At 46.2% G+C, this 21,117-nt stretch carries 16 protein-coding genes; 10 read left to right on the forward strand and 6 right to left on the reverse strand.

The genetic code is table 11. The features are described from left to right. Positions 1 to 103 precede the first annotated feature (103 nt). The 3 genes from OL444_RS12420 to OL444_RS12430 all read left to right on the forward strand — a co-directional run bounded on the left by OL444_RS12420 (position 104) and on the right by OL444_RS12430 (position 2,508). Positions 104 to 1,042 (forward strand): DUF3667 domain-containing protein, encoded by a 939-nt coding sequence (locus OL444_RS12420; RefSeq protein WP_264732875.1) that lies wholly within the window; start codon positions 104 to 106, stop codon positions 1,040 to 1,042. A 9-nt stretch (positions 1,043 to 1,051) separates the two neighbouring features. Then, complete coding sequence (locus tag OL444_RS12425; RefSeq protein ID WP_264732874.1) at positions 1,052 to 1,831, forward strand: enoyl-CoA hydratase-related protein; 780 nt, start codon at positions 1,052 to 1,054, stop codon at positions 1,829 to 1,831. Between the two features lie 155 nt (positions 1,832 to 1,986). After that, positions 1,987 to 2,508 (forward strand): Ivy family c-type lysozyme inhibitor, encoded by a 522-nt coding sequence (locus OL444_RS12430; RefSeq protein WP_264732873.1) that lies wholly within the window; start codon positions 1,987 to 1,989, stop codon positions 2,506 to 2,508. Positions 2,509 to 2,595: 87 nt separating this feature from the next. On the opposite strand, the gene OL444_RS12435 is transcribed toward OL444_RS12430, so the two are convergent. Next, a complete protein-coding gene (locus tag OL444_RS12435; protein WP_264732872.1) occupies positions 2,596 to 4,851 on the reverse strand; it encodes a Tex family protein in 2,256 nt (751 codons plus the stop codon). 261 nt (positions 4,852 to 5,112) lie between these two features. Between OL444_RS12435 and mazG the strand changes: the two genes are divergently transcribed. After that, positions 5,113 to 5,883, forward strand: a complete 771-nt coding sequence (mazG, locus tag OL444_RS12440) for a nucleoside triphosphate pyrophosphohydrolase (RefSeq protein WP_264732871.1) — start codon at positions 5,113 to 5,115, stop codon at positions 5,881 to 5,883. A gap of 87 nt (positions 5,884 to 5,970) precedes the next feature. Then, the gene (locus OL444_RS12445) at positions 5,971 to 9,789 is read left to right on the forward strand and encodes a sensor histidine kinase (protein ID WP_264732870.1); all 3,819 of its coding nucleotides are present in this window, start codon (positions 5,971 to 5,973) and stop codon (positions 9,787 to 9,789) included. A 182-nt stretch (positions 9,790 to 9,971) separates the two neighbouring features. On the opposite strand, the gene plsX is transcribed toward OL444_RS12445, so the two are convergent. From plsX to OL444_RS12460, 3 genes are read right to left on the reverse strand one after another with little or no spacing between them, the layout of a single operon-like run. Next, positions 9,972 to 10,925: a phosphate acyltransferase PlsX gene (plsX, locus tag OL444_RS12450; RefSeq protein ID WP_264732869.1), complete on the reverse strand. Its 954-nt coding sequence runs from the start codon at positions 10,923 to 10,925 to the stop codon at positions 9,972 to 9,974. 48 nt (positions 10,926 to 10,973) lie between these two features. Next, positions 10,974 to 11,168 carry a 50S ribosomal protein L32 gene (gene rpmF, locus OL444_RS12455; protein ID WP_106528459.1) on the reverse strand — a complete coding sequence of 65 codons (195 nt, stop codon included), beginning with the start codon at positions 11,166 to 11,168 and terminating at the stop codon, positions 10,974 to 10,976. Between the two features lie 12 nt (positions 11,169 to 11,180). Next, a complete protein-coding gene (locus OL444_RS12460; RefSeq protein ID WP_264732868.1) occupies positions 11,181 to 11,723 on the reverse strand; it encodes a YceD family protein in 543 nt (180 codons plus the stop codon). 259 nt (positions 11,724 to 11,982) lie between these two features. Here OL444_RS12460 and OL444_RS12465 point away from each other — a divergent pair, with 259 nt between their 5' ends. Then, the gene (locus OL444_RS12465; protein WP_264732867.1) at positions 11,983 to 14,403 is read left to right on the forward strand and encodes a PAS domain-containing hybrid sensor histidine kinase/response regulator; all 2,421 of its coding nucleotides are present in this window, start codon (positions 11,983 to 11,985) and stop codon (positions 14,401 to 14,403) included. Here OL444_RS12465 and OL444_RS12470 read toward each other — a convergent pair. Next, entirely contained in the window at positions 14,400 to 15,278 is an 879-nt protein-coding gene (locus tag OL444_RS12470) for a fructosamine kinase family protein (RefSeq protein WP_264732866.1), read from the reverse strand. The genes OL444_RS12465 and OL444_RS12470 overlap by 4 nt on opposite strands. A 15-nt stretch (positions 15,279 to 15,293) precedes the next feature. Between OL444_RS12470 and OL444_RS12475 the strand changes: the two genes are divergently transcribed. Next, a complete protein-coding gene (locus OL444_RS12475; protein WP_264732865.1) occupies positions 15,294 to 16,382 on the forward strand; it encodes a DUF3810 domain-containing protein in 1,089 nt (362 codons plus the stop codon). 11 nt (positions 16,383 to 16,393) lie between these two features. On the opposite strand, the gene OL444_RS12480 is transcribed toward OL444_RS12475, so the two are convergent. Then, positions 16,394 to 17,341, reverse strand: coding sequence for an arginase (locus OL444_RS12480; RefSeq protein ID WP_264732864.1), 948 nt, complete (start codon positions 17,339 to 17,341; stop codon positions 16,394 to 16,396). Between the two features lie 237 nt (positions 17,342 to 17,578). On the opposite strand from OL444_RS12480, the gene OL444_RS12485 reads away from it, so the two are divergent. The 3 genes from OL444_RS12485 to OL444_RS12495 all read left to right on the forward strand — a co-directional run bounded on the left by OL444_RS12485 (position 17,579) and on the right by OL444_RS12495 (position 20,753). After that, complete coding sequence (locus OL444_RS12485; RefSeq protein WP_264732863.1) at positions 17,579 to 18,718, forward strand: acyl-CoA dehydrogenase; 1,140 nt, start codon at positions 17,579 to 17,581, stop codon at positions 18,716 to 18,718. Between the two features lie 96 nt (positions 18,719 to 18,814). Continuing rightward, positions 18,815 to 19,504: a YggS family pyridoxal phosphate-dependent enzyme gene (locus tag OL444_RS12490; RefSeq protein ID WP_264732862.1), complete on the forward strand. Its 690-nt coding sequence runs from the start codon at positions 18,815 to 18,817 to the stop codon at positions 19,502 to 19,504. A 4-nt stretch (positions 19,505 to 19,508) separates the two neighbouring features. Next, positions 19,509 to 20,753: a TlpA disulfide reductase family protein gene (locus OL444_RS12495; RefSeq protein ID WP_264732861.1), complete on the forward strand. Its 1,245-nt coding sequence runs from the start codon at positions 19,509 to 19,511 to the stop codon at positions 20,751 to 20,753. The last annotated feature ends 364 nt before the right edge of the window (positions 20,754 to 21,117 follow it).

A 21,117-nucleotide genomic window follows, 5' to 3' on the forward strand; every position in this document is an offset into this window, starting at 1 on the left:
AAAACGTAAAAACCATTTTAAAATTTCTTAAATGTATGTTTTTGTGGAATAGAATATTACGGAGATTTTTTTTCTATCTTTAAACCACTAGAACCTTATACTTTTGAAAACACAGGCGCTTCGTATCGACCAAAACTGTCTTAACTGTGGTACCACTGTACCGGAACGATTTTGTACACACTGCGGCCAGGAAAACACTGTGCAACACGAATCATTCGGACACTTATGCAAACATTTTGTAGCAGATATCTTCCATTATGATTCCCAGTTCCTGATAACATTCAAATACCTGTTGCTCCGTCCGGGATTTCTGACCAAAGAATACCTGGCTGGCAAAAGGGTGCGATATGTAAATCCGATTAAGCTGTATGTATTTGTGTCTTTTGTCTTTTTCCTGGGGTTCTTTGCATTAAATAGTCCACATGGTAAAAAGAAGGAGCACCATGACAATGCTTTGCTAACCATCAATGTCGGGGATACTGCTGCAGTAGCGCCCAAAAAAGATGACTCCCGTACCTGGAAAGGATTTAAAAACGTAGAGGAATATGATCATTACCAGGAATCGTTGCCGGTAGCCAAACAGGATGGCTTCCTGCAGCAACGTATTTCCCGGAGAATGGTGGAGCTGCGGGAGGAGCATGGAGACGCATTTCAGCAGGTATTGGTGGAATCCTTCCTGCACAACATCCCTAAAATGATGTTCCTGATCCTGCCGCTGGCAGCCTGGTTTATGAAATTGGTTTATAGCAGGAAACGCTGGGTGTATGGAGATCATGCCATTTTTGCACTGCATACCCATGCCTTTGCATTTATACTGCTATTGATCGGCAATGGTCTGACGCATTACCTGCATAGCGAATTTTATACGCAGATGGCTTGTCTGCTCATCTTTGCGTATATAGTGGCAGGTCTGAAAAATACCTACCAGCAGTCGTTACGGGCTTCCTTTTTCAAAGGCGCCTTGCTGGTAACATTATATGGACTAACTACCATGGTTGTTTTTATGTTATTCATTGTACTCATTTTTGGCTTATTTCTTTAACTTTAAAATATGCAGCCAGAACACATTATCATACACCCCGAGGTGGCGCCCTATGTGGCCCACATACAGTTAAACCGGCCAAAAGAGCTGAACGCACTGAATTTGCAGTTGATGGGCGAACTAAGAGATGCCCTGAAAGCATTGGATGCGGATGACAGCGTACGTGTAATCGTATTAAGCGGCAATGAGAAAGCATTTGCTGCCGGCGCCGATATTAAGCAGATGGCAGGAAAATCTGCGATCGACATGTATACCACAGACCAGTTCAGTACGTGGGATACCATTAAGAAAACAAAGAAGCCCATTATCGCGGCAGTTAGTGGTTTTGCACTGGGTGGCGGTTGTGAGCTGATGATGTTATGTGATATGATTGTGGCCAGCGAAACGGCCCGTTTCGGCCAGCCGGAAATAAAACTCGGCGTGATGCCTGGCGCCGGTGGTACACAACGGCTTACCCGTGCGGTAGGCAAAGCGCTGGCGATGGAAATGGTGCTCACCGGCCGCTTTATTACTGCGCAGGAAGCTTTACAGGCAGGGCTGATCAATCGGGTAGTACCGGTAGAACTATACCTGCAGGAGGCGGTGAAATTGGCGAAAGAAGCAGCGGCGATGAGTCCTCTTGCCCTTAAAATGGCAAAAGAAGCCGTATTGAAAGCCTTTGACACCACCCTGGAAGAAGGATTGCATTTCGAACGTAAAAACTTTTATCTCCTTTTTGCAGGAGAGGATCAGAAGGAAGGAATGCAGGCATTTATTGAAAAAAGAGCGCCCGTTTTTACCGGAAAATAGGATGGCTTCAGATTGAAAAACCATTAAACATTCCATTATTTGCGTTGTTAACCTAACCATTGGCAGCCTGGAAACCAGGCTTGCAGCTGGTCAGCAGGAGAGAGTCCCTGTCGGTTTTTGAGCCCCGTTACTATGAAACAATAAAAAATTTAACCATGAGTGCGAGACGGATACCTGTAGTGTTACTGTTATCTACCTCCTTTTATGTGATCGCCTGTAACGGTGCTGCGCAGAAAGCTGGAAGTACTGTCCTGGCAGAAGAACCCAGGCTACCGCCTACAGATACGATGATTACGGTGGGCGATACTATTCATACGGACCTGCTGGCATCCTGGAATGCCTTTGGGGATTACAATGGCAAATACGCCATGGAAACAAATCTATTTGAAGCAGAACCACTGAAAACCCGGTTAAATATCTTGCTGAATAAGGCTAAACGGCCTTTTTTCGATCGGTTACAGGTAACGCCGCCGGTAGAAGTGGAAAACAGGATCTTATTCAACGAAGGATACATGCCAGGGAAGTCTGGTTATGATGAAGCAGCCATTGCTGTGGATATGGAGCGGGATATTATTTACCTCGGCTTTACCGTCAACAGAAGCCTGATGCTGTTCAGTGAAAAAGGAGATACGGATTATCCGGAGAAATTCCTGCAATGGATGCAGCAATTTGAATAAAGCGGATGACGGTAACAAACATAAAAAACGCCGGCATTTTCAAAGACATAAGCGTCTGAAAATGCCGGCGTTTTTATATAGATGATCTTAGTTAAACTTGTTTTTCAACGCGGCCAGTTTCGCCTGGAAATCATTCAGCGGCGCCTCTTTTGCCGGTGCTTTTTCCTTGCGTTGTTCCTTACGCGGACCGTTGTTATGCGCAGGTTGTCCGCCACCTTTTTCCTGATCTTTCATCGACAAGGAAATACGTTTGCGGGCCACATCAATTTCCAACACGGTCACCTGTACTTTCTGGTTCAGTTTTACCGCTTCATTGGGATTGCTGATGAACTTATTGGACAGGTGAGAGATGTGTACCAGACCATCCTGTTTAACGCCGATGTCTACAAAGGCGCCAAAGGCGGTGATATTGGTTACTACGCCCGGTAATACCATGCCTGTTTTCAGGTCTTCTATTTTGTGGATACCTTCCGCATATTCAAAGATTGCAATCTCATCGCGGGGGTCACGGCTTGGTTTGGCCAGCTCCTTCAGGATGTCTTCCAGTGTCAGTATACCTACTTCTTCATTGACATAATCCTTCGGATTGATCTTTTTGCGCAGGTCTTCCTGGTTGATCAGGTCTCCTACGGTGCAATGCTGTTTGGCAGCCATTTCCGTGATGAGGCTATAGCGTTCCGGGTGTACGGCGGAATTATCCAGCGGATTGTCTCCGTTTTCGATACGTAAAAAGCCCGCGCACTGTTCAAATGCTTTTTCGCCCAGGCGGTGTACTTTTTTCAGTTGCATCCGGTTGCTGAATGCGCCGTTTTCTTTCCGGTATTTGATAATGTTTTCCGCCAGGGAAGGCCCCAGACCGGAAATATAGGCCAGCAGGTGTTTGGAGGCTGTGTTGAGGTTGACGCCTACATTGTTCACGCAACTAACGACCACGCGGTCCAGGCTTTGTTTTAAGGCAGATTGCCCTACGTCATGCTGGTACTGTCCTACACCGATGGATTTAGGATCGATCTTTACCAGTTCCGCCAGTGGATCTATCAGCCTGCGGCCAATGGATACGGCACCACGTACGGTTACATCGTGATCCGGGAATTCTTCACGGGCTACTTCAGAAGCAGAATATACAGAAGCACCGCTTTCATTCACCATGAACACATTGATTTTCTTACCGAAATCAATCTTCTTCACAAATTCTTCTGTTTCACGGCCGGCAGTACCATTACCTACGGCAATGGCAGCGGTATCATAGCGGTCGGCCCACTTTTTCAGCAGTGCCTCGGCATCATCTCTTTTATAGTTCTTTTCCAGCGGGAAGATAACGTTGTTATCCAGCATGTTGCCCTGGCTGTCGAGTGCTACAACTTTACAGCCTGTTCTGTAACCGGGGTCGATGGCAATAACTGCCTTAGGACCCAGCGGTGCTGCGAGTAACAGCTGGCGCAGGTTCTCCGCAAATACTTCGATGGCATCCGTATCCGCTTTTTCTTTGGCTACCGCCCGGAATTCGTTTTCCAGGGAGGGGCGCAGTAAACGTTTGTACGCATCACCAGCCGCTTTGCCTACCTGTTCGGCTGCTTTGCCTTTACCGGTAACAAATTGTTTGTTGATCAGTTCCACGGCCTCTTCTTCAACAGGTGCGATGGAGCTGAACAATATACCTTCAGATTCTGCACGCAAAATGGCCAGTACCCGGTGGGAAGGCATCTCACGGAGATCTTCGGAGAATTCAAAGTAGTCTTTGTATTTGTCCCCTTCCTGCTCTTTACCTTCCACTACTTTGGAGGTCAGTTTACCGGTATGGGTAAATAATTTACGCAGTTTATCACGGCATTCCGCGTTTTCATTGATCCATTCCGCAATAATATCACGGGCGCCTTTCAGGGCTTCTTCCGAAGTAGCTACCTGCTCGTTGAGGAAGGTTTCAGCTGCGGAAATATCACCGTCCTGCGACTCAAACAGCAGTTTGGCCAAAGGTTCCAGGCCTTTTTCAATGGCCACGGTCGCACGTGTTTTGCGTTTAGGTTTATAGGGAAGATAAATATCTTCCAGCTCCGCCAGTACCCAGGTTGCTTCGATCTTCTCCAGTAACTCCGGCGTCATTTTCTCCTGTTCGGTAATGGTTTTGATAATAAACTCACGGCGTTCATCTACTTCCTTGTAGCGTTTCTGGAGATCCTCAATACGGCCGATTTGTACCTCATCCAGGCTGCCGGTCACCTCTTTACGGTAACGGCTGATGAAGGGTACAGTAGAACCTTCAGCTAAGAGGTTCATGGTATTTTCAGCCTGTTTCGCCGCAATACCCAGTTCCGATGAAATAAGCGCAATGTGTTTCGGATTCATATCAATAAATTTTGGGATCTTTTTGAGAGCAGATCTTTAGATATTATTGCCCCGGAAGATATACCACGAAAGCAAAATATGTAAAGATCCCTATCAGTAAATCACTAGATTTTTACAGCCCGCAAATGTAATTAAAATGCCTTTCAAACATTTGTATATTTTTTTATTTTCAGATTTGGTCATTTTGGCCCCTGTACAGAAACAAAATCCGACCTTCCCAAAATCAAGAAATCCCGAAATCTCTCCCTATTTTTACACTATATGGAAAAGAAACCAACATTCGATCGCCTCTTGCAAATCATGGACGATTTAAGGGAAAAATGCCCATGGGACCGTAAACAAACTATCCAGACCCTCCGGCAGCTGACTATTGAAGAAACCTATGAGCTGGCAGATGCCATTACGGACGAGGACTGGAAATCCATTAAGGAAGAACTGGGTGACATCCTGCTGCATATTGTATTCTACGCCAAAATAGGAGCAGAGCAGCAAAAATTTGATATCAACGATGTCATCAACGGGGTATGTGAGAAACTCATTCACCGCCACCCGCATATTTATGGAGATGTGACCGTAGCGGATGAAGAAGAAGTCAAACAAAACTGGGAGAAGCTGAAACTGAAAGAAGGTAAAAAATCTGTACTCAGCGGGGTACCGGTTTCCCTGCCTGCACTGGTGAAAGCCATGCGACTGCAGGAAAAAGCCAAACAAACCGGTTTCGAATGGGAAACGGCTGATCAGGTATGGGAAAAGGTGAAGGAAGAAGTCCATGAACTGGAAGAAGCCGTACAGACCAAGTCACAGGAAGAGAAGGAAGCCGAATTCGGGGATGTTATGTTCTCTCTCGTGAATTACTCCCGCTTCCTGCAAATAGATGCAGAGAATGCACTGGAACGTACCAATAAAAAATTCCAGCGCCGGTTTCAGGAAATGGAGGCAATGGCATTGCAACAGGGGCGTACGCTCAATGATATGACACTAACGGAAATGGATACACTTTGGAATCAGGTGAAAGCGGCAGAACAGGTATAATTTTTGCCCGGCAACGGCCGGCTGCTGAAGACCGGTTGTAAAACCGCCACCAGCCGATTATCCGGGTATATCATATAAACAGCAAAGTTGATCGATACTAAAGAAATAAGACTTTTTTTCCTGCGTCATGGATATCTGCTGATCATTGCAGCATGGCTTTTTACTTTCGCATTCCTGTTCAGTAACTACTGGTCGTACTATTCTTCTCCGCAGGGAGTGAAACGCAGCCTGGAAAAAAGCATCCACCAACGGGAAAAGGCATTTGACAAACTGGTAAAAGATACCACCACAGCCTCCAGCCTTTTCCAGCGCAACTATACAGAAGAAACACTGGCGCGGCTCAATAACCGCGATTACTACGTTTTTGCCTACGATGCCAGTGATGGCGGCAACTGGCTTACTTTCTGGAGCACCAGCCAGGTGCAGCCGGAAGAGCTGCAAGGCGCACCCCTGAAAGAAGGCGACCAGTTCATGAAGCTGAAAAATGGCTATTATGAAGTGATTACCCGCAAACTCAGGTCTGTACCGGGGCACCAGCGTTTTCTGGTAGGCGTGATCCCCATCCGGATGGAATATGCCATCCGCAATAATTACCTCGTCAGCCATTTTTATGATAAAGCCGAGCTAGGTGCGGAATACAATATCTTCCGCGAACAACCGGCGCTGATCCTGCCGGAACATATTATCCTGCCGGTACTCAATGGTCGCGGGGATACGTTGTTTTACCTGGATTACAACGCCGGGATGCACGTACATCCGCCCAACAACCTGAGTGTGGCGCTGCGGATACTGGGCTGTATCTGCGTACTGATTTTCCTGAACCTGTTTGCCACGCTGCTGGCCAAAAACACGAACCCGTTATACGGTTTTCTGTTCCTGTTCATCATCGTATTCAGCTTGCGGGTATTCAGCTACGTATATCCTTTCCCGTTCAACCTACGGGCCCTGAATATCTTTGACCCGAGGATCTATGCAAAAGATGATATCTTCTTCTCCCTGGGCGATCTCATGGTGAACGTGCTGCTGAGTTTCTGGATGATTCTCTTCTTCCGCGAACACGTAAAAACGATCAATCCGCCGGTCATTAAAAAGCGCTGGCTGCAAAGTGTGATCATCATCTTCGCCAGTCTGATTCTCTATATTGTAGAGCAGTTCCTGGCAGATTTGATACAGAGTCTCGTGATCGATTCCCACATCTCTTTTGATGTGACGAACTTTTTCAGTCTCAATGAATACAGCGTCATTGGCGTGATGGTACTGGGTTTTATCTCATTCAGTTTCCTGTTCTTCTCTCAGATCATTAACTACCTGTTAAATGAACTGACCAACTTCCAGTATCGGACCAAGTACATCTGGCTGGCGGCAGTCGGTATTATCTGGGTGTTGTTCCGTATTCATAATCCGGAGCTGATGTTCTCTGTTTCGATGGTCATCTGGTTGCTGGCATACATCGTGATCCTCGACTTCCTGGCCGATCGTTTTGAGAGTAGCACTGCCACGGTGCCCTTCCTCTTTTGGTTGTTCCTGCTCACGATCACTACCTCCGGGGTACTGGTACATTATAACAATCAGAAAGAGTTATATACGCGGGAACGGTTGGCAGAAGACCTGTCGAAACAAAAAGATCCCTACCTGGAGATGTTGCTGAATGAAGTAGGGAAGAAGATAGAGCACGATGAATACATGCAGTATTTCTTCCAGAATAAAAATAACCGGGAGCGAAAGGGAGAGCTGGAAGAGATGTTGTCGCAGAAATATTTTCAGGGATACCTGAGTCGCTTCAATGTAACGTTTTATCCGTATGATGAAAACGGAGCACCGGTCTATGCGTCGGATACCGTGAGCCTGATGTCATTCAACCGGAAAATGTTGTTTGAGTCAGAAGCCTCTCCGTTGCAGGTAAGCGGCAACGACCTGTATTATTATGAACGCAGCTTTAATGATTACAGTTATATTGGCAAAAAGGAATTCCACAACAAATCAGATTACGGCGTCACGGGATGGCTGGTGTATGTGTTGTCTCCCAAAGTAATCAGTAGTGAACGATTGTATCCGGAGCTGCTGGTAGAAGGGGAGCTGACGGATCTCAGCCGGGAATATGCCGCCAACTATTCCTATGCGGTATACGATAAAGGCATACTGGTTAGTAATAACAACGACTTCCCATTCCCGATCCGGCTGTATGCGCATGAACTACCAGCCACCGATATGGCGGTGAAAACCGTAGAAGGGCATTCAGAACTGATTTACAGGGCTTCGTCGGAAAAAGTGGTGATTGTGGTAAAACAGAGCCGCACCTTCGTGGAATTCATTACGTTGTTTTCCTGCATGTTCTGTTTGTTTCTGTTGATTATTGTGATATACAAGGCATTTGATCTGCTGATCAAGGCCCGTATGCGGTTGAGTAATGTGCGTAACCTGATTAGCATTAGTATCCGCAAGAAAGTACACGGCACCATCATTTTTATCGTTATTTTCTCTTTTATTATTCTGGGGATTACCACCATTAAATTTTTCATTTACCGGTCCGAATCCCAGAACCGCGAAAGACTGAGCCGGACCATGGGAGAGGTGGCACATGATGTAGAAAAGGTCTTTGAACGGCAGCAGGATACTGACCAGATAGATGATCTCTATGATTCTTTTTTCCTGAGCCGCCTGTCTGGCGCCTTATCCGATATTGCGGACGACCGTGCCCTGGATATCAATGTATACGACAATGACGGTAACCTGCAGCTGACCACGCAGCCCATGATGACAGACAAGGGGCTGATCTCCAACAAAATGGAGCCGATGGCCTACTACAAGCTGTTCCGCCTGGAAAAGGTGCAGGCTATCCAGACAGAGAAAATAGGGACGATGTCTTTCCTGTCGGGGTACACGCCCCTGCGGGACCGCAACGGGGAAGTATTTGCCTATCTGAATGTACCTTACTTTGCTACACAAACGGAACTGAATCAGCAGATTTCCAGCTTCCTGGTAGCCCTGATTACGTTTAATGCCTTTATTTTCCTGATCGCCGGTATGGTAGCATTGCTGATCACCAACTCTATTACCCGTTCATTTTCGTTGGTGACAGAAAAGCTGCGCCATGTAAACCTGGGGCAGCGCAATGATGAGATAGAGTGGGATAAAGACGATGAAATCGGTGCGCTGGTGAAGGAGTATAATAAAATGGTGCGTAAGCTGGAAGTGAGTGCGGCGCGTTTGGCGAAGAGCGAGAGGGAAGGAGCGTGGCGGGAAATGGCAAGGCAGGTAGCCCATGAAATCAAGAATCCGCTTACACCAATGAAGCTGAGTATCCAGTACCTGCAGCGGGCTATTGCGGGCGATTCGCCCAATGTAAAAGAGTTGTCGCGGAATGTGGCGGGTACGCTGGTAGAGCAGATAGAACACTTGTCGAATATCGCCTCCGATTTTTCGGCTTTTGCACGTATCGGTGAACCGGCGAATGAAGTGGTATTGGTGAATGATGTATTGCATTCTTTAACCGGATTATATCAAAGCCATGAAGAGTGCCTGATTGAATATATCGCACCGGCACAGGAGTTTTATGTTTTTGCAGATAAAACCCAGATGAACCGTTTATTCACCAACCTGTTGCAAAATGCAATTCAGGCTATTCCGGAGAATAAAAAAGGACATATTGTGGTGCAGTTAAAAGCTGTAGAGCAATCGGTGATGGTGAGTGTGGCCGATAATGGAGAAGGCATTTCCCCGGAAGTGCAGTCGAAGATTTTTGTGCCGAATTTTACGACCAAGTCTTCCGGTACGGGATTGGGGCTGGCGATGTGTAAAAACATTGCAGAGCAGGCCCGTGGAGAGATCTGGTTTGAAACGAAGCTGAATGAAGGCACTACTTTTTATGTGAAGTTACCGTTGTTCCAGGACCGGCATCAGGGATAGGTTATTTTCCGGAAGACAGGATACTCCCTGCTTCCGGAAAAACCGGATGCGGGAGGTACAAGGAGCAAAGAAACAGGGGAATATGACTGCATCAACACGGATAAGAAGATAAGACACTACGCAAAAAAGGCGTTCCAATTGTATTGGAACGCCTTTTTTAATGTCTTTTTTGAAAGCAGGTATTACTGTTTCTCGTTAGATACAAAGCTTTCTTTGATCTTTTCGAGCAGTTTACTTTCTATCATTTGTTGTGCGAGCAGTATCATGTTTTTAAAGGCGAGACCCTTTGAAATACCGTGACCGATGATCACTGGTTTGGAGACGCCTAGAACGGGAGTACCGCCATATGCTTCAAAATCAAATTTTTTCATGTAATCATCCTCGATATTGCGTCTTAACGCTAATTCATGGAATGATTCGGCCATTTTCAGTATCACGTTGCCAGTAAAACCTTCGCATACAATTACATCGGCTTTTTCACTCAGCACGTCTCTACCTTCAATATTACCGATGAAATTAATTTGTTTGTTTTCTTTTAGCAGGGGATAGGTGGCCAGGGCGAGCAAATTGCCTTTACCTTCTTCTTCGCCGATATTCAGCAAGCCTATTTTCGGATTATCAATCTTCAGGATATGCTGTGAATAGAGGGAACCAAGAATGGCAAATTGCACTAGGTTTTCTGGTTTGCAGTCGGCGTTGATACCCACGTCAAGTAAAAGGCCGTACGTTCCGTTTTCACGGGGTACTAAAGTAGAGATTGTTGGCCGTTGCACGCCTTCTATCGCCTTAATGGAATAGTAGGTGCCTACCATCATGGCGCCGGTATTACCAGCACTGATGAAGGCATCTATTTTTTCATTTTTTAACAAATGAAAACCGATAGAGATAGAAGATTGTGGCTTCTCTTTCAGTGCCTTGGTAGGATGTTCATTCATCCCAACGGTCTGGGATGAATGAACAACTGAATATTTTGATTGGTCCAACTGTGCTTCCGCTACTAATGGGAGGAGCTGTTGCTCATCTCCGATCAGCACCAGATGCACGTCAGCTGCAACGGTGTCTAAAAATGCTTTTACTCCTTTTACTGCCTCTGTGGGGGCAAAGTCGCCGCCCATCATATCAAGCCCGATTCTCATGTAACTCAAGTTTGTTCTTGTTAGCTCGGGTAAAATTAGTAAAATTAATTATTTAGCGCTGCTCTGTTTTTCCAATACTACTTTTCCTTTGTAGTACAGTTTGTTTTCCACCCAATGAGCACGATGTCTCAGGTGCACTTCACCGGTTGCGCTGTCTGTGCTTAATGTATCCGCTACCGCCTTATAATGCGTTCTTCTCTTTGCTGATCTTTGCTGAGAATGTCTGCGTTTAGGATTTGGCATTTTATTTAATTTTTAATTGTCCTTAAATTTATCCAATCCTTTCCAGATTGGATTATCATTTTCTTTAGCCTGCTGGTTCATTCGTTCCAGCATTTCAATCACCTTAGGATTACAACCGCTTTTGCCATCGGCATTGTCGGGGTGTATACGCTGCATGGGAATACTCAGATGGATGAATTCGTATATCCAGGGAGCCACATTTAAGTGACTTTCTGTTTTTAAAATATACGATACATCCGGATCTTCTTCTTCACTGGCCATTTCTTCCGGATTGTCAACCAGTTTTACTATCTGATTGAAATCGTCCCATAACCGCAGTTGGAAGGGTTCACCGCAACGATCACATGTTACTGTTACCGTGCCGCCTATTTCAAATTTCAGCAGAAAAAAATTACTCTTCTTGTCTAAGCTCAGATTAATACTGGCTTTACAATCATTGAATTCTTTCGGACCTTCAAAGTTATCAAAGAAACTATCTCCTATCTCATACTGAAATGAATGCACCCCTGGTTTTAGTCCTACAAAGGCAATCTCAAATTCGCGGAGTGGTTTCATATTAATATCCTCACTTTTAGAGGGATGCAAAGGTAATTAAATATTTGCAATTGCAAAAATTTCATAAATTTGTTCACTATCGATATTCTATTATATATATACTTATATTTATATAATAAAATGTCAGCCATACTACTGTCTTGTGGCACCAGAAGTGAGATGCAAAGGTAATCAATTCAACTTTTATCTCATGCCTGTTTTTCGCAACGCAGGGAAAAAATTGAAAATAACCTGTATTTCCCCATTCTGTCAAACGAAAATGAAGCCCATAGGACAAAACAGTAGGAAAAAGAGCACTCCTGTTGCTGCTGGTCTGCCAACACCAGTACCAGCGATCTTTACCCTGCCATTAACGGCCTGCCTCAATAATACCAGCGCCGGCATCCTGGTTACCAGTGAAACGCATCAGTGTAGCTGGATCAACGGGGTGTTTGAAAAAAAAATAACGACTCCCTCGCCGGTTGGCCTCTCCCTGGCCGCCCTGATCAGGTATTTTATACCCCTGATCTCCGAACCGCAGGCCTTCGAAAAGAAAATGAAGACGCTTACCCGCGATAAAAAACCTTATTTCGGCTGGCAGCTTCCTTTTACCAATGGTCAGATATGGGAAATCTCCTACCTGCCCGTTTTTGACGGCCCGCAGTTTAAAGGTAGTATCTGGCAGATTATTGATATCACCCGTAAACATAATGTACAGGCTGCCATCAGGAGAAATGAGGAGAAATTCAGGGTCATACTCAACAACCTCAACGCCGCCATGTGCGAAACAGACGTAGCGGGCAATATCACCCGCGTATACGAAAGTTTTTGCCGCCTCTCCGGCTATGAGGAAAAAGAACTGATCGGAAAAAATATCACGGAGGTATTTGTGCCGGAAGAGAACCGCGACTTCGCCAGTAACCTGCGCAAACACCGGATCAACGATAACGTGCCCCTGGTATACGATATGGAAGTGGTACTGAAAGACGGTACCCGCCGCTGGGTGATGGCCAGTTCCGCGAATATTTTCGATCATAGCGGTAATATCATCGGGGGGGCCGGTATCCACATGGATATCACCCACCAGAAAAAACTGCAACAGGAACTGGAAGAGGCCCGCCGCCAGGCAGAAGAAGCCCGGCATGCCCAAAAGGATTTCCTGGCCAGCATGAGTCATGAAATCCGCACGCCGCTAAATGCCATTATTGGCATGGCACATCTCCTGGATGAAACCAACCTGGATGCACAGCAAAAAGAATATGTCAGCATCCTGAAACATTCCTCTGGTATACTGCTGGGCATCGTCAGCGATATTCTGGATATTTCCAGAATAGAAGCGGGCGAATTCCAGGTAAATCAGCGCGAATTTAATCTCCGCGAATTAATACAATCCCTGCGACATACCTTTGAGCTGAAACTGGGTCGCCGCCCTATCAAAATCACCGCGGAACTGGAAGCCAGCCTGAATACCTGGCTGATTGGCGATGATATGCTATTGAACCAAATACTACTCAATTTGTTAGGAAATGCAGAGAAGTTTACGGGAGAAGGAGAGATAGCGGTGAAAGCCTCTCTGGAGAGCTGGCGCGAGGATAAAATCTGGATACGGTTCCGGGTATGTGATACTGGTATCGGCATCAAAAAAGATAAACTGGAACTGATCTTCCGGAACTACAAACAAGCCGAAGGAGATATCCGGGAAAAATACGGCGGCACCGGATTGGGACTGGCTATCGCCAAACAGCTGGTGGAATTGCAGGGTGGTACGATCGGTGTGGAGGAAGCTGCCGGATTTAATACCTGCCTCTCTTTTAACCTGCCATTTATGGATAGCCGGAAACCGTTGTCTGCCACCGGCGGAAAACAAAGCCGGAAATTCAGGCAACACTCTTTCGAAGGCGCCAGGGTACTGGTGGTGGAAGACAATCCGATGAACCTCCGTTACATCATGAGCTTACTGGAAAAATACAGGATCGACTATCAGCTGGCTACCAACGGCCCCGATGCAGTTTACTTCCTGGAATCCCGGCAATATGACCTCATCCTGATGGATATCCGCATTCCTGGCATGAACGGCCTGGAACTGGCCCAAAAGATCAGAGCAAATGAAGCCCAGCCCAATGTAGCCACCCCGGTGATTGCCACCACGGCAGTAGCCATGGAAAGTACCGCCAGCATGGCAAGAGCGGCCGGTATTACGGATATGCTTACCAAACCCTACACACCGGATCAACTGTTACAAGTATTTAATAAATATCTCAACGAAGACGAAACTGAATTAATAATGGAAGAAGTGCAGAACCTAAGTGGTTATGAATTCAACAATGATCTGGACGTGCGCTATCTGACGGCGCTCTATGAAAATAATATTTCCTATGCTGCAGACCTGTTTGAAATTTTTATCAGAACCATACGGGAAGAAGTCGCCAAGCTGAAAGTACTGGTAGAACGGCATGACTGGGAACAAATGAAATTCCAGGTACACAAATTAAAGCCCAATTTCGCCATGGTCGGACTTACCTGGATCAGCGCCAAAATGCAGATCCTGGAAAACTACCTGCGTACCCATCAGGAATATCATAACAATGAAATAGCCAGCCTCTTTAATGAAATCACGGTAGAAGTCACGAAGTTCTATCCTGTGGTGGAAGCTGAATATGGCAAGATGAGAGCGTTTGTAAATGAGGCAGGAGGAGATTAAAAAGCCTGCAACACGTCCCGGATATCATTGTAGTAATGTCCGCCAAATAACAGCATATGCACCAGCAGGGGATACAACTGGCAAATGCCGATCCGCTGCTGCCAACCCGTCGCCAGTGGCCATGCCTGCTGATACGCCTGGTAAAAACGATTGTCAAAGCCCCCAAAAAGCCGGGTCATCGCCAGGTCCATCTCCCGGTGACCGTAATATACTGCCGGATCAAAAACACAGGCCTTCCCATTCGGCCCTACCATAAAATTACCTGACCACAGATCGCCATGCAACAGTGCCGGCGGCTCCGCCGGAAACAACTGCGGCAGCTGCCGGCAAAGCCTTTCTACCTGCTGTACCAGCTGCTTGTCTGCCAGCTGCTGGTCATACGCCATCCTGATCAGCGGTAAGAGCCGGTTAAAGGCATAGAATACAGGCCAGCTGTTATAGGGAGTATTATATTGTTTTAAGGTACCCAGATAATTTGGACCGGGATAGCCGAAGTTTTTTTGGGTGACCCGGTGTTGCCGGCTCAGCGAAATCCCGAAATCTTCCCAGAAGTCAGGAATGGTGGCCCCTTTGGTCATAAATTGCATCACCAGAAAGGAATAGGAGCCTGCCTGGCCTAAAGCCAGGGGCTGTGGCAGTGTCAGCGCTTTCACGGATCGGAGCATATTCAGACCCGCATATTCCTGGGTAAACATTTCCGGATAACGCTTGGCATCGTTGAGTTTTACGAAATAATAACCTTCGTTGGTGGCTATACGAAAAGTTTCATTTATATCACCCCCATGTACACTTTTTGCCTCATTAATATGTATTTTCACCTTTAGTTGTTCGGAAAGCGCCGCACTCAGTTGTATTTGTAAATTTTCATCCATCATGTTCCGCCACTTAATATGGAAACAAAAGCCAAAATTAAAAAGAAAATTATCCGTATTGTACTAACACTTACGGCTATACTATTGTTAAAAGGATTATTTGCCTGGAGCAATCAGTGCTGCGATTTCTACTTTCACAGGTGGTACGCATGGAGCAGTTGGACACTTAGACAAGTAACAGGTATAGTACCATTTAGTGTTGGCGATGTAATATATACCGCTTGGGTTATTGCAGGAATAGTTTATTTGTTAAAACTATGTTATAACCTGATCCGGTTGGCATGGGAGCGCATATTACTGCTGATACTGAGCGGTATCAGTTTCCTGTCGGCCTGTTACCTGGCCTTCCTGGTACTATGGGGATTTAACTACGACCGCTACTCCATTCCTTATGAAACCGGCGTGGTAAGTGGCGACTATAATACCCGCCAGCTGTATCAGCTGACGGATACCCTGCTGCAGCTGGTCAACAAGGAAAAGTATAATACCGGTGATACCGTGGGCATTATGACGCCGGATACAACCGGTACCCCGCTTTTTAAGCAGGCCATAGCTGCTTATGCGGCCGCCGCAGAGAAATGGCCGGCACTCCGGTACAAAGCCCCCTGCGTGAAACCCTCCCTTTTCGGAGAATGGATGAACTATGCAGGTACTACCGGTTATCTCAACCCTTTTACCAACGAAGCACAGGTAAATACAACGGTGCCGGCAGTACTGCAGCCCTTTATCACCTGTCATGAAATAGCCCATCAGCTGGGGTATGCCCCGGAGGAAGATGCCAATTTCATTGGTTACCTGGCTGCTACCAGCATTGCGGATAGCCGTTTCCGTTATTCCGCCCATTTTGACATGTTCCTCTATAGTGTGCGGCAGCTCGGCTATCAGGACAGTACCCTCGCCAAAACATTGTGGAAGAGGACCTTACCGGGCGTAAAAGCGGATCACAAAGCCATGATCGACTTCTATGAACGATATACCAGCAAGGCAGATAAGTATTTTACCCTGTTCTATGACAGCTACCTGAAAGCCAATAAACAGGAAAAGGGAATTCGCAGCTACAGTGAAGTAACCGGTTGGCTGGTAGCATATTTTAAGATCAAACCGTAAGGAATCGGCGGCTAGTTCATCATCAGTACATTGACGCTACGCTGCAGGATGTTAAACGCAATTTCGGCCATCAGGTTTTCGCGGTCGAGGGTAGGATTTACTTCCGTGATCTCAAAACAGCAGATTTTCCGGTGTTGCATGAATTTGGCCACCAGATCTTCTGCTTCCCGCTCCCGCAGACCATTGCTTACCGGGGTACCGGTACCTCTTGAAATGGAGGCATCCAGGCTGTCCACGTCGAAAGACACATAGATATACTCACACTCGCTGAGATAGCGGAATACAGAACGGGAGATGTTTTCAGGTCCTTTCCGGCGTACTTCGCTGGTGGTAATTACCTTCATCCCATATTGTTTGATCAGGTAATCTTCTTCTTTCTCATAATCCCGCAGGGAGATGAATACAATGTCCTCCGGTAATACCTTGGGGGCTATTTTACCGATCTGTTTCAGGGCATTCCACGTTTTAGCTGTGTTTTCATCTACTTCATGTACCTTACAATCCAGGTTATCTTCTGCAATAGCGGTAGCCAGCGGCATACCATGCATATTGCCGGAAGGCGTGGTGTAAGGGGTATGCAGGTCCGCATGGGCATCTATCCAGATAACACCCAGCCTGGACTTGGGATGTGCCATTTTCAGCCCGGCAATAGTGGCGCCGGCAGTGCTATGGTCGCCGGAAAGCAATACCGGGAACCAGTTTGCCTTAACGGTTTCGCATACACTCTTGCTGATGCGCTCATACATGCTGTAGGTCCCTTTAATTCTTTTGGCATAAGGGGATTCAATGGGTTCAAACAGGAGCTTGTTTTCTGTTTCAATGGATTCTGTAGGAAAATGTACAAAAAAGTTGCTCATGAAGTCCAGCGCGGCAATTTTTATCGCATCCACACCTAAACTGGCACCCCGGGTACCCGCACCTATTTCCGATTTAACTTCTATTATTTTGATATTCTTCATAAATACATCATTATAGGCAAGCTACAGGAATTTATGCGAACGCCCAAAGCAGTAAATCTTATAATGGTAAAAGAGGCGGGGGGAATATATGAACCAAATCCAATACAGTAGCGTTATTGTAGCATTTCATTCAAAAAATAGTTAATTCTGCTTGAGAATGTTGAATTTTAAGCAGGTCATTTTTTTACCTGCTGATTTATAAATAATTTGGGCTATCACTATATTAAAAATATAACCATGGATTATCAACTTACAGAAGAGCATCTGATGATACAAAAGGCAGCCCGTGATTTTGCTGTTAACGAATTATTACCAGGTGTAATAGAAAGGGACGAACACCAGAAATTTCCGGCAGAACAGATTAAGAAGCTGGGAGAACTGGGATTCCTGGGGATGATGGTAAGCCCGAAATACGGTGGGGCAGGCCTGGATACGATCTCTTATGTGTTGGCTATGGAAGAAATCTCAAAAATTGATGCTTCTGCTTCCGTGGTAATGAGTGTAAACAACTCCCTGGTTTGCTGGGGCCTGGAAACATTTGGTACAGAAGAGCAGAAACAAAAATACCTGGTGCCGCTGGCATCCGGACAAATCATCGGCGCTTTCCTGTTGAGTGAGCCGGAAGCCGGATCTGATGCTACTTCGCAGCGTACCCTCTCCGAAGATAAAGGAGATCACTACCTGGTAAACGGTACCAAAAACTGGATTACCAATGGTAACACCGCCAGTGTATACCTGGTGATTACCCAAACCCACCCGGAAAAAGGCAGTAAAGGTATCAATGCCCTCATCATAGAAAAAAATACCCCTGGTATTACCGTGGGGGCGAAAGAAAATAAACTGGGTATCCGTGGTAGTGACACCCACAGTATTATGTTCCAGGATGTAAAAGTGCCAAAGGAAAACCGGATCGGAGAAGATGGCTTCGGGTTTAAATTTGCCATGAAAACCCTCGCCGGCGGCCGTATTGGTATCGCTTCTCAGGCACTGGGTATTGCTAGTGGCGCTTACGAACTGGCCCTGAAATACTCCAAGGAAAGAAAAGCATTCGGAAAAGAAATATGCCAGCACCAGGCGATCCAGTTTAAATTGGCAGATATGGCTACCCGCATTGAGGCTTCCCGCCTGTTGTGCCTGAAAGCCGCCTGGGAAAAGGATCAACACCTCGATTATACGCTGAGTGGTTCCATGGCCAAGGTATTTGCGTCTGAAACAGCCATGTGGGTAACTACAGAAGCTGTGCAGGTACACGGTGGCTATGGCTTTGTAAAAGAATATCATGTGGAACGCCTGATGCGCGATGCCAAAATCACGCAGATCTATGAAGGTACTTCCGAAGTACAACGGATCGTGATCAGCAGGTCTATATTGTCGTAACAGGAGAATCACCCATGAAGCATTACTGAGCCGGCTCCTGCGGGAAGGCGGATCAGTAATGCTTCATTCGTAATACCAATTCTCTATCTTTGCTGCATGTCTATAAATCTTACCGCATACCAGGAAGTCCTGGCGCAGTTGTTACCTTACCAGGCAAAGCTGGTAGCCGTCTCCAAAACGAAACCGGTAGCCGATCTGGAGGCTTTTTATGCCGCCGGCCAACGCATCTTCGGCGAAAACTATGTGCAGGAACTTACAGAGAAACAAGCCGTTTTACCGGCAGATATTGAATGGCATTTTATCGGCCACCTGCAATCCAATAAAGTAAAATACATCGCACCTTTTGTTCATACCATTCATGCAGTGGACAGCCTGAAATTACTGCAGGAAATAAATAAACAGGCTGTGAAAAACCAGCGTGTTATCAACTGTCTGCTACAGGTACATGTGGCGGCAGAAGAAACCAAGTTTGGCATGGATGAGCAGGAAGTACAGCAACTGCTGCAAACCTGGCAAACTACCCCTGCTGCCTTTTCCGGTATACGTATCACCGGCATGATGGGAATGGCCACCAATACAACCGACGAAACCCAGATCCGCAAAGAGTTCCACCAGCTCCGGCAATTATTCGGGTCTGTTAAAAACCAATTTTTTAACAACGAACCGTACTTTCATGAATTGTCCATCGGCATGAGTGCCGACTACACCATTGCGCTGCAGGAAGGCAGCACCATGGTACGTATTGGCAGCCTGCTGTTTGGAGAAAGGAACTATTCACAAAACTAGACGAATGAAAAAATTCTGGATCTCTTGCCTGGCCGGTATCGGCCTGATGACTGCCTGGCAGACAGGCAGCGCACATGACCTGTCCAATGGGGTATGGCAGGCAAAACTGCATCGTAAAGACGGGGCAGACATTGTTTTTAATTTTGAAGTGAAAGATAAAGCCGGTAAAAAAGTGTTGTATGTATTAAATGCAACAGACAAGTTACTGGTAGATGAGGTACGGATAGCGGGTGATTCTCTTTTTATTAAGATGCCTTTTTTTGATTCCGAATTCAAGGCCGCTTTTGTATCCGCAGGCGAGGTAACCGGTGAATGGATCCGGCACCTGGCAGATAAAGATGTCAGCATTCCTTTTTCTGCGCGGGCCAATACACCGGAAAGATTTCCGGTGAAAGCACAGCCCTCCGGCAATGTAACCGGCCGCTGGGAGAGCCGGTTTTCAGATGCTACCGGTAAAAGTTCCGATAACCTGATCGGCGAATTCAAACAAACCGGTCATACTGTACACGGTACCTTTCTCAGCCCTACCGGCGATTACCGTTTCCTGGATGGGGTAGTAGACGGAGATACCTTAAAACTCTCCACCTTCGACGGTTCTCACGCCTATTTGTTCACCGCGCTGGTAAAAGGCGATAGCATCACTGCCGGTCGTTTTTATGCCGGTATCGGAGATCATGTGGAAGATTGGGTAGCCGCAAAAAACAATGCCGCAAAATTACCGGATGAAAGAACCCTGGCTACGGTGAAGCCCGGACAAGAACAACTCGACTTCACTTTCCCGGATATGAACGGAAAAAAGGTGAGCATCAAAGATGCCCGCTTCAAAAACAAAGTAGTAGTCATTACGCTCATGGGTTCCTGGTGCCCCAACTGTATGGATGAAACAGGCTTCCTGAGCGATTGGTACAAAAAGAATAAAAACCGGGGTGTGGAAGTTATCGGGCTGGCTTACGAACGTACGCCTGATTTCGAAAAATCCAGACAGAGCCTGCAGGGATTTCTGCGCCGTTTTAATGTACAGTATCCTGTGCTGATTACCGGTGTAACGCCCGGCGATCCGCAGAAAGGTGAAAAAACATTGCCACAGCTGACGGGTATCAAGGGTTTCCCCACTACCATCTTCATTGATAAAAAAGGCAAAGTGAAAGAAGTACATACCGGCTTTTCCGGACCAGGAACCGGTGAACATTATGCACAGTTCCAATCTGATTTTAACCGGTTGATTACAACGTTGCTGGAAGAAAAATAAGTGTCATCATCAATGGTAACGATCACCGCAAATTCGTACACATAGGAATTGTTTTAATATTTAAAAAAGCAATAAATTTTCCGCAGGCCCTTACTGGAAGCGATTCTTCAGTGAGGGCCTGACTTTTTAAATAAATTTATTTTTTCATCTCTTTCAAAAAGTTTTGAAAAACTGGAGAACTTAACTATTTTACTGCTCCGTTTGACTTTATGAATTCCATTATCTAACACGCTTACCTTATCCACCTGCCGGAACAATGTTGTGCCTAATGTTGTTCCGGACAGTTTCTCTCCCACTTATGATGACGTAACACCTCCCATATACTTACTTCACTAAAACGACCCTATAAGTAACAGGCATTGGT

The sequence above is a fragment of the Chitinophaga nivalis genome, from assembly GCF_025989125.1.
Taxonomy (GTDB): Bacteria; Bacteroidota; Bacteroidia; order Chitinophagales; family Chitinophagaceae; genus Chitinophaga; species Chitinophaga nivalis.